General features: G+C 61.4%; 13 protein-coding genes. 7 read left to right on the top strand and 6 right to left on the bottom strand.

The window, feature by feature from the left end; translation table 11 throughout:
* Position 1 precedes the first annotated feature (1 nt).
* From JNO50_RS07800 to JNO50_RS07810, 3 genes are read left to right on the top strand one after another with little or no spacing between them, the layout of a single operon-like run.
* Positions 2–1,009, top strand: coding sequence for an ABC transporter ATP-binding protein (locus JNO50_RS07800; protein WP_189535847.1), 1,008 nt, complete (start codon positions 2–4; stop codon positions 1,007–1,009).
* Positions 1,006–1,779 carry an ABC transporter permease gene (locus JNO50_RS07805; protein WP_189535845.1) on the top strand — a complete coding sequence of 258 codons (774 nt, stop codon included), beginning with the start codon at positions 1,006–1,008 and terminating at the stop codon, positions 1,777–1,779. The genes JNO50_RS07800 and JNO50_RS07805 overlap by 4 nt, the downstream gene beginning before the upstream one ends.
* Positions 1,776–2,567 (top strand): ABC transporter permease, encoded by a 792-nt coding sequence (locus tag JNO50_RS07810; RefSeq protein ID WP_189535843.1) that lies wholly within the window; start codon positions 1,776–1,778, stop codon positions 2,565–2,567. Before JNO50_RS07805 ends, JNO50_RS07810 begins: the two co-directional genes overlap by 4 nt.
* An 88-nt stretch (positions 2,568–2,655) precedes the next feature.
* Here the strand turns inward: JNO50_RS07810 and JNO50_RS07815 are convergent, their stop codons facing one another.
* On the bottom strand, positions 2,656–3,186 hold the full coding sequence (locus tag JNO50_RS07815) for a hypothetical protein (RefSeq protein ID WP_189535840.1): 531 nt from the start codon (positions 3,184–3,186) through the stop codon (positions 2,656–2,658).
* 364 nt (positions 3,187–3,550) lie between these two features.
* On the opposite strand from JNO50_RS07815, the gene JNO50_RS07820 reads away from it, so the two are divergent.
* Positions 3,551–5,143 carry a methyl-accepting chemotaxis protein gene (locus JNO50_RS07820; RefSeq protein ID WP_189535837.1) on the top strand — a complete coding sequence of 531 codons (1,593 nt, stop codon included), beginning with the start codon at positions 3,551–3,553 and terminating at the stop codon, positions 5,141–5,143.
* A gap of 196 nt (positions 5,144–5,339) precedes the next feature.
* Here JNO50_RS07820 and JNO50_RS07825 read toward each other — a convergent pair whose 3' ends face one another.
* Together JNO50_RS07825 and JNO50_RS07830 are read right to left on the bottom strand one after the other, a co-directional pair.
* Positions 5,340–6,131, bottom strand: a complete 792-nt coding sequence (locus tag JNO50_RS07825) for an EAL domain-containing protein (RefSeq protein ID WP_189535836.1) — start codon at positions 6,129–6,131, stop codon at positions 5,340–5,342.
* A 218-nt stretch (positions 6,132–6,349) separates the two neighbouring features.
* A complete protein-coding gene (locus tag JNO50_RS07830; protein WP_229804840.1) occupies positions 6,350–7,588 on the bottom strand; it encodes an NADH:flavin oxidoreductase/NADH oxidase family protein in 1,239 nt (412 codons plus the stop codon).
* 290 nt (positions 7,589–7,878) lie between these two features.
* Between JNO50_RS07830 and JNO50_RS07835 the strand changes: the two genes are divergently transcribed.
* The 3 genes from JNO50_RS07835 (at position 7,879) to JNO50_RS19240 (ending at position 9,843) form a co-directional block, all read left to right on the top strand.
* Positions 7,879–8,292, top strand: a complete 414-nt coding sequence (locus tag JNO50_RS07835; RefSeq protein WP_189535834.1) for a MerR family transcriptional regulator — start codon at positions 7,879–7,881, stop codon at positions 8,290–8,292.
* A 348-nt stretch (positions 8,293–8,640) separates the two neighbouring features.
* On the top strand, positions 8,641–9,102 hold the full coding sequence (locus JNO50_RS07840; protein WP_189535832.1) for a GNAT family N-acetyltransferase: 462 nt from the start codon (positions 8,641–8,643) through the stop codon (positions 9,100–9,102).
* Between the two features lie 384 nt (positions 9,103–9,486).
* Positions 9,487–9,843 carry a cation:proton antiporter gene (locus JNO50_RS19240; RefSeq protein WP_425325367.1) on the top strand — a complete coding sequence of 119 codons (357 nt, stop codon included), beginning with the start codon at positions 9,487–9,489 and terminating at the stop codon, positions 9,841–9,843.
* Positions 9,844–9,959: 116 nt separating this feature from the next.
* Here the strand turns inward: JNO50_RS19240 and JNO50_RS07850 are convergent, their stop codons facing one another.
* The 3 genes from JNO50_RS07850 to JNO50_RS07860 all read right to left on the bottom strand — a co-directional run bounded on the left by JNO50_RS07850 (position 9,960) and on the right by JNO50_RS07860 (position 13,336).
* Positions 9,960–11,075 carry an alkene reductase gene (locus tag JNO50_RS07850; RefSeq protein ID WP_189535830.1) on the bottom strand — a complete coding sequence of 372 codons (1,116 nt, stop codon included), beginning with the start codon at positions 11,073–11,075 and terminating at the stop codon, positions 9,960–9,962.
* A 65-nt stretch (positions 11,076–11,140) separates the two neighbouring features.
* Positions 11,141–11,947, bottom strand: a complete 807-nt coding sequence (dkgB, locus tag JNO50_RS07855) for a 2,5-didehydrogluconate reductase DkgB (RefSeq protein ID WP_189535828.1) — start codon at positions 11,945–11,947, stop codon at positions 11,141–11,143.
* A gap of 168 nt (positions 11,948–12,115) precedes the next feature.
* A complete protein-coding gene (locus tag JNO50_RS07860; RefSeq protein ID WP_189535826.1) occupies positions 12,116–13,336 on the bottom strand; it encodes an MFS transporter in 1,221 nt (406 codons plus the stop codon).
* Positions 13,337–13,350: the final 14 nt, after the last annotated feature.

Raw genomic sequence — 13,350 nt, forward strand, 5'->3', positions numbered from 1 at the left:
CATGATTCTGGCGGACGGTGTAGGCAAAAGTTATCTTGTGCATCGGCGCGGCGAGGCGCTGGGTTCCGCGATAGCTGCGCTGTGGCGCAGGCGGTACGAGGAAGTGGCCGCCTTGCGGGAGGTGAGCTTCCGTATCGAAGAGGGCGAACGGGTGGGCGTGCTGGGGCCCAATGGCGCCGGCAAAACGACGCTGATGAAATTGCTCAGCGGTCTACTGCATCCGAGCGCCGGACACTTGCGGGTGGAAGGACATGATCCGTCCCGGCGCGAGGATGCCTTCCTGAAGCGGATCGGCCTGGTCATGGGCAACAAGGGGCAACTGATCTGGGATTTACCCCCGGTGGACACCTTCGACATGATCCGGGTGCTGTTTCGCGTGCCCCGGGCCGAGTATCGGCGTTCGTTGGCGGAGCTGGCTGAACTGCTGCAATTGGGCGACATCATGACCAAACCCACGAGGCAGCTGTCGCTGGGGGAGCGGATGCGTTGCGAGGTGGCCGCCTCCCTGATCCACCAGCCCCGCGTGCTGTTCCTCGACGAGCCGACCATCGGTCTTGACGTATCGATGCAGGCGGCATTACGCGATTTCGTCGCCGAGTACAACCGGCGGCGCGAAGCGACGGTGCTGTTGACCTCGCATTACATGGAGGACGTGCGCGTCATCTGCCCCCGCGTGATTATCGTGGATCAAGGTTCCATTCTTTACGACGGCGAGCTGCGCCGTTTCGTGGCGCACCAACGGCCCGAGCAGATTCTGACGTTTTCCCTGAACGAGAAAGCCCGGCAGACGGAACTCTCCCGTTTCGGAACGCTGATGCAGGGGGATGAAGAGCGCACCAAGCTGATCGTGCCGCGCGATCAGGTGCCGGAGGTGGTGCGTCTGCTGCTCGATCAGCGACTGGCGCTGGATCTGACCATCGAGGATCCGCCCTTGGAAGAGCTGTTGCGCCAGATGTTCGGCAGGACGCCCGCGCCGGCGGTGCGTCAGGATGAGGAGGCGACGACGTGATCGCGGCGCTGGTGAGGATCCGCTTGCTCGAAACGCTGGCCTACCGCGCGGAGTTTCTCCTGTGGCTGGTCACGCTGACGATGCCTTTGGTGATGCTGGTGTTCTGGCGCTCCGTCGCGCAGGATGGCGCGTTTCACGGGTATACCCCGGAGGACTTCAATGTTTACTATCTGGCGGTGCTGGTCTGTACCTTGCTGACCAATTGCAACAGCGTCTGGGAGGTCAATGAAGACATCCGCACCGGCGAGCTGTCGTTCTGGCTGATGCGCCCTGTCCATCCTTTCGTCAATTATATGACCATCACCTTCGCCGAACTCGGCTTGGGGCTGCTGGTCGCGTTGCCGGTCTTTTTTCTGGCGCTGGGAATGGGCGGTGACGGGCCGCCGCGGGAGTGGCTGCGGTTCGCGCTGTTGCCGCCGGCCCTGCTGGGCGGTTTGCTGATCAATCAGGCGATTCACCTGCTGATCGGCAGTCTGGGCTTCTGGATCGAACGCTCGCTGGTGGTTCACAAGCTCTATGCGACGGCCAGCGCGGTGCTGTCCGGCTATATGTTTCCGCTGGCGTTTTTGCCGGACCGGGCAAAGGACATGGCCGATCTGCTGCCGTTCCGTTTTGTCATCGCCTTGCCCGTGGAGCTGTTCACCGGCAAGGTGTCGCTCGATGAGGCCATCGGTCTGATGGCCTGGCAAGCCCTTCTGGTGGCGGTGCTGTTTGCCGCCGCGCTTCTGGTCTGGCGGCGAGGTGTCCGCCGTTACTCGGCGTTTGGATGATGACCCACTACCTGTCTGTTGTTCGCATGGCGTTGATGCTCGGCTTGAAGCGGTCGATGCAATACCGCTGGGATTTCCTGATCGAGGGATCCTTGTCGCTGGCCATGGCCGCGTTGCAACTGCTCCCCTTGCTGGTCCTGTTTTCCGAGCGCAGCTCGGTGGCGGGGTGGTCGGTGAATCACATGCTGGTGCTGATGGGCTGGTACATGATGGTGCGGGCGCTGGTGGAGGGGGTGGTGGCGCCGGGCCTCGCCGCATCGGTTGCCGGCATACGCACCGGACAGTTCGATTACACGCTGATAAAACCGGTCGACTCGCTGTTCCTGTGTTCGCTGGCCGAACTCAAACCCTGGAAAATCATCGATTTTCTCTTCGGTCTTGGCCTGGCCGGCTATGCGCTGTCCCGCCTGGATGTCGCGCCGTCAGCCGTCGATGTGCTACTGGCCGCGGTGTTGTCCGTGGCCGGGGTGGCCGCCGCCTATGCGCTTTTCGTGCTGGCGGTCGCCGCGTCGTTCGTGCTGGTGCGCATCCAGAATCTGACCAATGTGCTGTCATCGTTTCTGGATTTCGCGCGCTGGCCGATCCAGGCGTTCGACCCGGTCTGGCGGCTGGTGTTCAGTGTGGTGATCCCTCTGGGTGTGATGACCAGTTACCCGGTCATGGCGCTGCTTGGCATGCTCAGTCTGCCGCTGGCCGCCGCTTCCCTGGCGGTGGCCGCGCTGTTTTTCGCCGCGGCGCGTCTGGCGTGGAGCCGGGCGTTGCGTGGATACCGCTCGGCGTCCAGTTAAGCCGCTTCTGGCCGCGTGGCGCTCCCGGGAGCAAGGGGGCCTTGACCTGCCCGACCGGAAGGCGTGCCGACCGTTCGGGCGAGTCCCGCTAACGCTGATGATCCTGGTGCTCGGGATCCGGGTGGTGGTCTCCCTCCGGAAAAATCCGGTTTGTCAGCGGCCAGGGAGCGGCGACCAGGATGAGGCCGACCACACATTGGCACGCGGTCGTGATCAGCGGCATGCTCTGATCCGGGTTGGCGTAATACGTCATGAACCTGAAACCGTCTATGGCGTACATGCTGATGGCGGCCAAAAGCGCGGGCAGGGTGTGAATCACCGCCCATAGTCCCAGTATGGCAATCGACGCCGCGGTGAGTTCTCTGGCCGGAATGCGCAGCATGTTGCTGTCGTGGGTCCGGGGAACGAGTTTGTGCGCCACCGCCATCGGAAACATCCAGAGGAGAATCGCGGGCACCAGCACGAGCAGCATGGCGCCCAAACCGAGAAACCGAAGGTCGGCCGGTGCCGTCAGTTGTTTACCAAGCAGAGTGATGATGCCAAGACTTTGGAAGGAGATGAGGGCCAGCCAAATAGCGAACAACCGTACACCAAGACCAACGAGCTGTTGCGGGGTCATGCGATTGCTCCTGATTTTATGATTTTGTCATCATAAATGAGTTTGGTATGGATTGACAGCGTTTGACGCTTCGAAACCATTCCTCGTTTCGGGAATGGCCCGCTGACCGGCCGACTATCGCCGGGCGTGATAGGGATCTGTCCCGCCGGCCCGACTGCGCGACCGGATTCGGGCGACAAGGAGGTTGCGCGGCGTCAAACGGTTGTAAAGAAAAGTGTAATGTCTTCGCGGTTTTGTGCGTGATCCGGTTGTATACCGTGGGCATCTGTCTATAACAACGAATAGAGTAGGGAATTATCGCGGGAAAACCCTGCGGGTCCCGCCAGTACCCACCTTCGGCGGCGCACGATGTCCGGGAGATAACATGCGCAATAATCAGCCTGTCACAGATCGCGAACTTTTTCTTAAGCCCAAGCGACCGATTGTCACGAAAACGGATCTGAAAGGGCAGATTACCTATGTCAATCGGGCTTTTGTCGAGATCAGCGGATTTACCGAACAAGAGCTGATCGGGCAGTCTCACAATATCGTGCGTCATCCAGATATGCCCTGCGAGGCATTTGACGATTTGTGGCAAACAATCCGCGCCGGGCGCCCGTGGCGGGGACTGGTCAAGAACCGCAGCAAACAGGGGGATTTTTACTGGGTCGAAGCGTATGTCACACCCTTGAAGGAAAATGGACGCATTGTCGGATACATGTCTGTCCGGAATGCGCCTTCCCCTGAGGACAAGGCCGCCGCTGAAAAGCTTTATGCCGCGGTCCGCAATAAAACGGCGGTTTTCCCGAAAACCCGAAAACCGAATGCCCCGTCTCTGGTTCGGCTGCTCGCCATCGGCCTTGTTCCGCCTTTGCTGGCGCTGGCTGCCCAGTTCGTTGTTCCCGATGCCAACGGGGTCCACGAGAGCCTCAATATCGGTGTGCTTGCCTGGCTCTGTGTTTGCGCGGTGCTGCTGCACCGGAGCATCGTCAAACCGCTGCAGGTCACTCGGCTGGGCCTCGAAAAACTGGCCGAAGCGAACTTCAGCGAACCATTCACTCCGAGCGGCCGCCGGGAATTGCAGGCGCTGCAGGCATCGCTTGAAGCGATGCGGATCAATATGCGCGCTTTGTTTTCCGATGTGGTGGCCGGCGCGTCGACAGTGGAAGGCGCGGCGGCTTGCGTGCACGAGCAGGCCGAGGCCTTGCAGCACAGGGAAGAACAGGCGCTGGACAGCGGGGCCAGAGTGGCCGCCGCGCTGGAGGAGTTGTCCGTTTCGGTCAACGAAGTGTCCAACAGCACGCATTCCGGGGCCGATCATGCCTTGAGAGCCGCGCGACTGGCCGAGCAGGGGGAGCGGGATATCACCAGAACGGTCGATGCCACAAAAAAAGCGGTCAAGGAGTTCGAGGAAACAAAGGTTTCCATCGATCTGTTGAGCAAGTGTTTTGTCGATATTGTTTCCATCACCTCGGTGATCCGGGACATTGCCGATCAGACCAATCTTCTGGCGCTCAATGCCGCGATCGAGGCCGCCAGGGCGGGAGAGCAGGGGCGGGGATTCGCGGTCGTGGCCGACGAGGTGCGCAAGCTGGCGGAGCGCACCACGCGCAATACGGGGGAGATCGAAGGTTCGGTGTCGGTGCTCAAGGAACAGATTGGCCGGGTATCGGCCAGCATGGACGGCGCGATCCGCGAGGTGCAATTCATCGAAGGGTCGGTGCATACCGTCAGCGAAAGTCTGGCTTTGATCAGAACCGCGAGCCATGAGGTTTCCCAGGCCTCGAATTCGGTCGACAGCATGCTAAGACAGCAGTCCTCCTCTTCGACGGAAGTCGCGCAGAACATGGAGGCGCTGACCGGCTTCACGGAACAAAATACCGTCAGCCTGGGCGAAATCAACCGGCTGGTCAATCAACTGCATACCACATCACATGATCTGGAGTCGCTGGTCAGCCGATTCGAGCGCTATCTGTGATGCCTGGTGGTTGAGGACTTTCCGGGGGCCGGGCGAGTCATCTCCCATGCTGGCCGGGTCGAATCTCGTGTGTCTTTGCGCAACGATGGTGAAGGATTCCCGGGTGGGTCGTGCTTGATGAATATTTGCCCCTTTTGCCGCTTGCGTCCTGACGTCCGGCTGGTTGCGAGGCAACCGGCGCGCATCGTCGCCGGGATCAACACGGAACAATGGTTTCGGCATTATTGATACTGTCTTCGAATAAAGGTTTGCATAACAGATAACCCTGGATCAACTCGATGCCCAGGTCGCGCAGGCAATGGTATTCACCGAGGCTTTCGACACCCTCGGCGACAAGCAGGATGCCCAGTTCTCCGCACAGGCCGACGACACTCCGCACGATCGCCTGGCTGGTTGTTCGTGTGTGGATGTCGCGTATCAGTCCCATGTCCAGTTTGACGATGTCGGGCTGGAAATCCGCCAGCAAGTTCAGCCCAGCATAGCCGGCGCCGAAGTCATCGATAGCCGTCATGAAGCCAATGCGCCGGTATTCGCGAAACACCGTGGCGAGCCATTTGCCGTCGTCAATCCGCTCACCTTCCACCGCCTCGAAGATGATTCTGTCGACGGGGAAACCATGCTGCCTCGCGGCCTGCAGCGTCGTCATGATGCATATATCGGGTCGGTAGATGGCATTGGGCAGGAAGTTGATGGAAACCTTGCCGGCAATGCCCAGCCTGGCGGCCATTTCGATCGCTTTTACCCGGCATGCCTGATCGAACTGATACCGGTTGTCGGGCGTCACCTTGTTCAGTATCTGCCCGGCTCCTTCTCCGTGCGCTCCCCGGATCAATGCCTCGTGGGCAAAGACTTTCCGTGCGCCGGTGTCGATGATCGGCTGGAACGCGTAACTGAATGCGAAGTCAAGCGGACGGCCGTTCCGGCATGCTCCACAGGCAGGCGCGTCAACCGGAAGTTCAGCATGTTGCCCTTTGCCGACCGAAGTCATCCTGTGTTCCTTGTGTCAGGTACTCGCTACGGTTTTAAGTTTTTATCATAGTTGTTGGTGTTGGGAGGGCAACCATCCAAATACCAGCAATCCGGCCAGATTGACGGCTGGCAAACGGCCGCCGACCTCATGAACAGCCCTGTCGCAAGCACGGTGAAGGGGGCATGACAGGAACGCCGCACAGACGTTTTGGACGCGGCCGGCGGTGGCTCCTTCAGTCATTCCTGGCCTGCTGTCCTTATCCAGCGCCGATACCGGCAGCCCCTGACGGCGGTGTCCCATTGCTGCTGCGCCAGCGCCACGGCCGGCAGCACATTCGGCCGGGAAGGGCGGCCGCGGCTGAGGTGGCGCAACTGATACTTCACCATGGCCATATAGCCGATTGAGGCCAGTACTTTGTTTTTCCATAAAATGGCGCGCAGCCGGGGGGAGGCCGATATGTTCCCGCGCCATTTCTCCGGCAGGCCAGGGTCGATGGCCAGCGCGGTGGCCATGCCGACGAGATCAATCCCGCTGTCCAGAACCTGCTCCGCCACTGGATAGCGGCGAATACCGCCCGTGACCATGACGGGCATGCGGGCGATGGCGGCGATGTCTTTCGCGAACTCCAGAAAATACGCTTCGCGGGCCAGTGTGCGGCCATCCCGTGCCTGACCGTGCATGGCCGGAGCTTCGTAGCTGCCTCCGGACAGTTCGATCAGGTCTACGCCAAGCTCGTTCAGCATGGCGACCACCCGACCGGCGTCCTCCGTGCTGAAGCCGCCCCGCTGGAAATCGGCCGAGTTGAGTTTTACCGAAACGGCGAATCCGGTTCCCACGGTCCGGCGGATATCCCGGACAATGTCCAGGAGCAGACGGGCCCGGTTCTCGAGACTGCCGCCCCAGCGGTCCGTGCGCCGGTTTGTGAGGGGAGACAGGAACTGGCTGATCAGGTAGCCGTGCGCGGCATGGATCTGGACACCGTTGAAGCCGAATTGCTCGGCCAGTTGCGCCGTTCTGACAAAGCGCGCCAGCACCTCAGCGATATCGCTTTCCGTCATCGCGCGCGGAACGGCGAATTGCCTGGAAAAATTGCCCAGCGACATGGCCACCGCCGACGGCGCGATGGTCGCCTGACCCAATGATGCCGGCATCTGGCGTCCAGGGTGGTTGATCTGCATCCAGACCTGCGCGCCTTGCGAACGGGCGGTGGATGCCCATTTCTCAAAACGGTCGCCGAATTGCGCCGACTCGAGCACCACGCCGCCCGGTCCTGTCATGGCGCGGCGGTCCACCATGACATTGCCGGTGATCATCAGACCCGCTCCGCCTTCCGCCCACACACGGTACAGACGGATCAGTTCATCCGATGGGGCGTGGTCCTTGTCGGCCATGTTTTCCTCCATGGCGGCCTTGGCGAGACGGTTCGGCAGTACCGAACCATTGGGCAGGGTCAGGGAAACGAAGGGGGTCATCATGCTCTCCTCGGGTAGCGATGACGGCACGATAAGATTAAAGCCGACTTCAAGGTCAAGCTCTGAAGCGAGCCGCAGCACCCTCGCTGTGCGAAAAGAACGGATCCGGCGAATTGACCGCGTGTCTTGCCGCTTTTCCGGGCAAGACGCCATGGGCGGTGACGAAATGCTCTATCATCCGAAGACATCCGGCGGCTCCCGTTCGGACAATATCGGGAAGCAGGATGGGGGCCGGCTCGTTCGCTATTTGCGCCGGCGGGTATCTTTACTGTCAGGTGTTGGTCAGGAGCAGCATGAAAATCGGCGAATTGGCGAAACGAAGCGGGATGGCGACATCCGCGATCCGCTTCTATGAATCGAAAGGCCTGCTGAAGGCGGGCCGTCGTCAGCCAAACGGCTATCGCGACTATCCGCCAGAGGCGGTGACGGTGTTGTCCATCATCAGCGATGCACAGCAGGTCGGTTTTACCCTGGACGAGATCCGGCAAATTCTGCCAGAGGGCAGCGCGCCCTGGCAGCACGACCAACTGATGACAGCGCTCAGGCGCAAGGTGGCGGAAATCGAAGCGCAGGAAGCGAGTCTGGCGCAAAACAAGGCGCACATCCAGTCCCTGATCCGGCTGATCGATGCCAGCCCGCAGGACATGGATTGCAAGGTCAACGCCGCCAGGGTGATGGCCGGCATGGGCATCGGCGATAACCCGTAATGCGGGCACGCGCGGGCGGCAAGGGCTCCGATGCCGCTTACCGACGGTGCATCGTTTCTTCCCGTCCGTGGTGGATCGGCGTTGCCAGTGCCGGTACGAGCCGCGATGCCTTGCCCCATCGGATCGTCGATCAACCGCCGCATCGATGTGGAGCAAGGGCTCCCGTCGGTTGCGTGCGCGAGTTTCGCCTCGGCCGGAGGAGGGGCGCGTATCGGGTGTTTTGTCCGTGATGCGCGAGGGAGGTGCGCAATGCTGCCCGGGAAATATTGGTATCATCGATCGGTGTGAAAGGCAGCGCCGCCGCCCTCTGGCGGGCGGTGTCCAACGGAACTTAACCGGGATTCGCGAATGACTGATCAAGTTGTTGTAAGACCCGTGGCGGAGGAGGACTACGCGGAATGGCGTCCATTGTGGGATGCCTACAATGCCTTCTATGGGCGGCAGGGCGATTCCGCTTTGGATGAAGCGATTACCGCCAATACCTGGGCGTGTTTTTTTTCCGACGCGGAGCCTGTTAACGCATTGGTGGCCGAATCGCAGGGTCGTGTTGTCGGTATCGTTCATTACCTCTTCCACCGAAGTACAACCCGTCTTGGCGATGTCTGTTATCTCCAAGACCTTTATACGCTGGAATCCCTTCGCGGCAAGGGAGTCGGACGCAAGCTCATCGAGGCCGTCTATGTCGCGGCAGGCGATGCCGGTTGCAGCCGAACCTACTGGCAGACTCAGGCGTCGAATGCGGTGGCTAGAATGCTCTATGACAAGCTCGCTGAAAATAAGGGCTTCATTGTCTATGGCCACGAACTCTGAGGCGGAAAGCAACGTCGTTCATCGGCTTCCCTGCGAGTGGTAAACCGGGCGGGAGGCAAGGAATATCTTTGCTTCCCGCTCCGGGCGACGTTTCCGGTGACTTGTGTTGTCTTGTCGCTTTTCACTCGATCCATCCGGTCGCGGCTCGCGCCAACCCTTAGTTTGTCGGCAATCGCAACTGGCTTTCATCTTATGTGTCGGATTCGGCTCGGCCCTGGTAGCCGAAATCATCGGTATTCATGCGCTTTATTGGTGCATTCTTGGCCTGTGCCATCATGCCCAACGAACTTAGGACCAGGTTTGAGCGCCAAGAGCGAGGCGCTGACCTCGGTTGTCTTGTAGCCGATCTTTTTCGCCTACGCCGGTATCTGGGCTGAAAGCGGACTGCTTGGCCGTTGGCAAGGCTGGCATGTATGCGGTGGCACCGTTCTGGTTGCGACAACGGGCAACGTCCTTGGCGTTGCCATTTCCGCCCGTTGGGCCGGTGTCAGCAGGCATGAATCCCGGGCTTTGGGCGCCTTGATGAATACCCGTGGCCTGATGGAATTGGTGGCGTTGAATATAACATATTATGGCATGGGTATTATTGCTCCGACCCTCTTCGCCATGATGGTGGTGATGGCGCTGGCAACCACTTTCATGACCTGTCCCTTGCCGGCCTTGCCGCGGCCTTCTTTGCCCCCTCATTCTTACGGCGAAACAAAGCGGACGCCCGGGTTTCTGAGCCGAGTCCGCTTCTGAACCGAATGCGATTCGCGAGAGTTGAAGAAGTACCGGTGCAAGCTCTCCGCCGTCTGGGCCATGTTCCGGATGGCGGCGGGCATGGCCCGCGGCGAAGCTGGCCGGCTGTGCGTCGTTCAGGCCTCCGAATCGGCCAACGCGGGGTAATCGGTCAGTCCGCGTGCGCCGCCACCGAACAGCGTGTCGCGATCATGCGGGGCCAGCGGAGCATCGGTGCGCAGGCGCTCGGGGAGATCGGGATTGGCGATGAACGGACGGCCGAAGGCGATCAGGTCGGCCCAGCCCGCGGCGATCGCTTCGCGAGCCCGTTCCGAGGTGTACCTGCCCGCATAGATCAGCATGCCGGGGAAGGTCTCGCGCAGCTTCCATTTGAATTCCAAAGGCATGACCGGCGCATCTTCCCAGTCCGCTTCCGCGATGTGAATGTAGCCGATGCCGAGGCTGCCCAGCTGCTTGGCCGCAGCGAGATACGTTGTCTGCGGATGATCGTCTATACAGCCGTTCAGTGTGGTCAGCGGCGCAAGACGGACACCGACGCGAGAGGCGTCGCCGGTGCCGCCGATCAGCGCCCGGGTGACTTCGTCGAGGAAGCGCAGGCGGTTCTCCAGCGAACCACCGTAGTCGTCCGTGCGGGTGTTGGCGTTCGAATCGATAAACTGGTTCACAAGGTAGCCGTTCGCTCCGTGCAGTTCGACGCCGTCGAAGCCCGCGGCCATCGCGTTGCGGGCGGCGACGCGGTACTGTTCCACGATTTCCCCGATCTCGGCGACGGTCAGCGCGCGCGGCGCGGAGGCCTGAACAAAACCTGGCGTGCCGCCGTCCTCCGCGGCGATGAACACGTTCACTCCGGCCGCCTGGATTGGCGATGACGATACCGGCTGGCGGCCTCCTAGGAGACTGACGTGGCTTAACCGGCCGACGTGCCAGAGTTGCGCGAAGATGCGGCCTCCGGCGGCATGCACGGCTTCGGTGACTTTGCGCCACCCGGCGACTTGACCGGGAGTATGAATGCCGGGAGTCCAGGCATAGCCCTTGCCCAGTGGCGCGATGTAGGTGCCTTCACTGACGATGAGGCCGGCGCTTGCGCGTTGGGCGTAATACGCCGCCATCAGTTCGTTGGCTTCGTCGCCGGGCTGGCTGGCCCGCGAGCGTGTCATGGGAGGCATGACGATGCGGTTCGGCAGTGTCAGAGAGCCAAGCCGCAGCGGTTGAAACAGGGGATGCCGAGTCATGAGGAGATCCTGTTTGGGTCCACGGCCAGCGGGCCGCGGACGGGTCGAAGAAAATACCGGTTGGCTCAGTCCCATTGAGGCGCAAGGCCGGCTGGGTCAACTTCACGGCCATTACGCTCGAGCGCGGCGATCAGTGCCATGTCCTCGTCGCTCAGGCGCAGGGTCTGCGCGAGCAGGTTACTGGCAAGGTTCTCGCGTTTGGTGGAGGATGGAATCACCGAGTAGCCAAGCTGCAAGGCCCATGCGAGCGCGACTTGGGCCGGGGTGGCCTGGTGCCGTTGTGCGATCGCGCCGATCGTCGGATCGCCGAGTACTTTGCCGTACGCAAGAGTCATGTACGACGTGACGTGAATGCCTTCGTTCTGCAGGAATTCAACGAGTTTGCGATTCTGCAGATAGGGACTGAGCTCAATCTGATTCGTCGCGATCGCGTCCTTGCCGACCGCGGCGATCGCCTGTTTCGTCAGTTCGATATTGAAGTTCGAGATGCCGATCTGGCGTGTCAGCCCCTGCGACTTCGCATCGGCGAGCGCGGCCATGAAGGCGTCGACGGACACGCCGTTGCCGGGTGCCGGCCAATGAATCAGGGTCAGGTCGACATAGTCGGTGCGCAGTTTGGCGAGGCTTTCCTTCAGGCTGGACACGAGCTTGTCCCGGGCGTAGTTGTCGACCCAGATTTTCGTGGTGAGGAACAGATCTTCGCGGCGCACGCCGGACGATGCGATCGCTTCGCCCACTTCCGCTTCATTGCCGTAGATCTGGGCCGTGTCGATGGCGCGGTAGCCGAGTTCGAGGCCGGTGCGGACCGAGTCGATGACCACCTGGTCTTGCAGGCGGAAGGTGCCCAGGCCGAAAGCAGGGATAAGAGTCATGTGGTTTTCTCCGTGGTGGATGAGTCGTGATAGCGATAGCGGTATTGTGCCAATCCCTATCGATGCGAAAAACTGCGGTAGACGCGAATTATCGTTGCGTTGAAATCAAATATCGGTTGGGGGAGCCGCCACCAGCGGGCCGGTGTGCCCCCGCTGGCGGTTTCCCGGTTAAGAAGACGCGCCTTCAGCGCGCGAGGGAGCGACAGAGTCGGCGGTGCCTTCGGGCAGACCGTCACGCTGGTCAAGCGATCCGCTTAGCGCGGTCAACGCGAAGGCGCCGAGTGTCACGATCGCGGCGATCCACGGCGTGTGGTCAAGGCCGATGTGCGCGACGATCGCGCCTCCCAGTGACGACCCCCCCGCGACGCCGAGATTGAAAGCGGCGATATTGAAGCCCGATGCGACATCCACCGCCTCTGGCGAGAAATGCCGAGCCTGTCTGACGACGTAAACCTGCAGGCCCGGCACGTTGCCGAACGCGACCGCGCCCCAGGCGAACAGTGTCAGCACGGCGAGCCAGGCGACGTGGATGGTGAACGTCAGCGCGAGCAGCACGAGGGCGAGCAGCAGGAAGATCCGCTTGAGCGCCTTGACCGGTCCGGCGCGATCCGCGAGCCTGCCGCCCCACACGTTGCCGAATGCGACCGATACCCCGTAAGCGGCCAGCACCAGGCTGACTTGAGATGGGGTGAAGCCGGCGACTTGTTCGAGCAGCGGCGCGAGGTAGGTAAAGGCGATCAGCGAGCCGCCATAGCCGACCGCGGTTATGGTGTATACGAGCAGCAGGCGCGGTTGAGTGAGCACGCGAACCTGTCGGATCAGCCGTGCCGGCTCGCCCTGGGGCAGATGGCGCGGCATGAATCCGGCCGTGCCGATGAAGGCGGCGAGGCCGAACAGCGCGACGATCAGAAACGTGGCGCGCCAGCCATAGTGCTGGCCGATGAAAGTGCCGAGCGGAATTCCGGCGACGAATGCGACGGTCATCCCGCTGAACATGGTCGCGATTGCGCTCGCCGCCTTGTCTTTCGGCACCAGTGTCGTCGCGATGACCGAGCCGATTGAAAAGAACACGCCATGCGCGAGGCCGGTGAGAATACGTGCAACGATCAGCGACTCGTAACCGGGCGAACGCCAGGCGATGAGGTTGCCGATCGTGAACAGCGCCATCAGTGCGACAAGCAAGCGTTTGCGCGGCACGTGGCCGGTCAGGGCGGTGAGGAGCGGAGCGCCGATCGCCACTCCGAGTGCGTAAAGGCTGACGAGCAGGCCGGCGGAAGGCAGGCTTACCGTGAGATCGGCCGCGATCGTCGGAATCAATCCGACTATCACGAATTCGGTGGTGCCGATGGCGAAAGCGCTGATTGTCAGCGCGAGCAGGGCGAGTGGCATGATGGTATCCATGG

The organism is Paludibacterium paludis, assembly GCF_018802605.1.
Lineage (GTDB): Bacteria > Pseudomonadota > Gammaproteobacteria > Burkholderiales > Chromobacteriaceae > Paludibacterium > Paludibacterium paludis.

Coding starts and splice junctions, on each gene's coding strand:
- JNO50_RS07800 (WP_189535847.1), top strand. CDS start 2: ATGATTCTGGCGGACGGTGTAGGCAAAAGTTATCTTGTGCATCGGCGC.
- JNO50_RS07810 (WP_189535843.1), top strand. CDS start 1,776: ATGATGACCCACTACCTGTCTGTTGTTCGCATGGCGTTGATGCTCGGC.
- JNO50_RS07815 (WP_189535840.1), bottom strand. CDS start 3,186: ATGACCCCGCAACAGCTCGTTGGTCTTGGTGTACGGTTGTTCGCTATT.
- JNO50_RS07820 (WP_189535837.1), top strand. CDS start 3,551: ATGCGCAATAATCAGCCTGTCACAGATCGCGAACTTTTTCTTAAGCCC.
- JNO50_RS07825 (WP_189535836.1), bottom strand. CDS start 6,131: ATGACTTCGGTCGGCAAAGGGCAACATGCTGAACTTCCGGTTGACGCG.
- JNO50_RS07830 (WP_229804840.1), bottom strand. CDS start 7,588: ATGATGACCCCCTTCGTTTCCCTGACCCTGCCCAATGGTTCGGTACTG.
- JNO50_RS07835 (WP_189535834.1), top strand. CDS start 7,879: ATGAAAATCGGCGAATTGGCGAAACGAAGCGGGATGGCGACATCCGCG.
- JNO50_RS07840 (WP_189535832.1), top strand. CDS start 8,641: ATGACTGATCAAGTTGTTGTAAGACCCGTGGCGGAGGAGGACTACGCG.
- JNO50_RS07850 (WP_189535830.1), bottom strand. CDS start 11,075: ATGACTCGGCATCCCCTGTTTCAACCGCTGCGGCTTGGCTCTCTGACA.
- dkgB (WP_189535828.1), bottom strand. CDS start 11,947: ATGACTCTTATCCCTGCTTTCGGCCTGGGCACCTTCCGCCTGCAAGAC.
- JNO50_RS07860 (WP_189535826.1), bottom strand. CDS start 13,336: ATGCCACTCGCCCTGCTCGCGCTGACAATCAGCGCTTTCGCCATCGGC.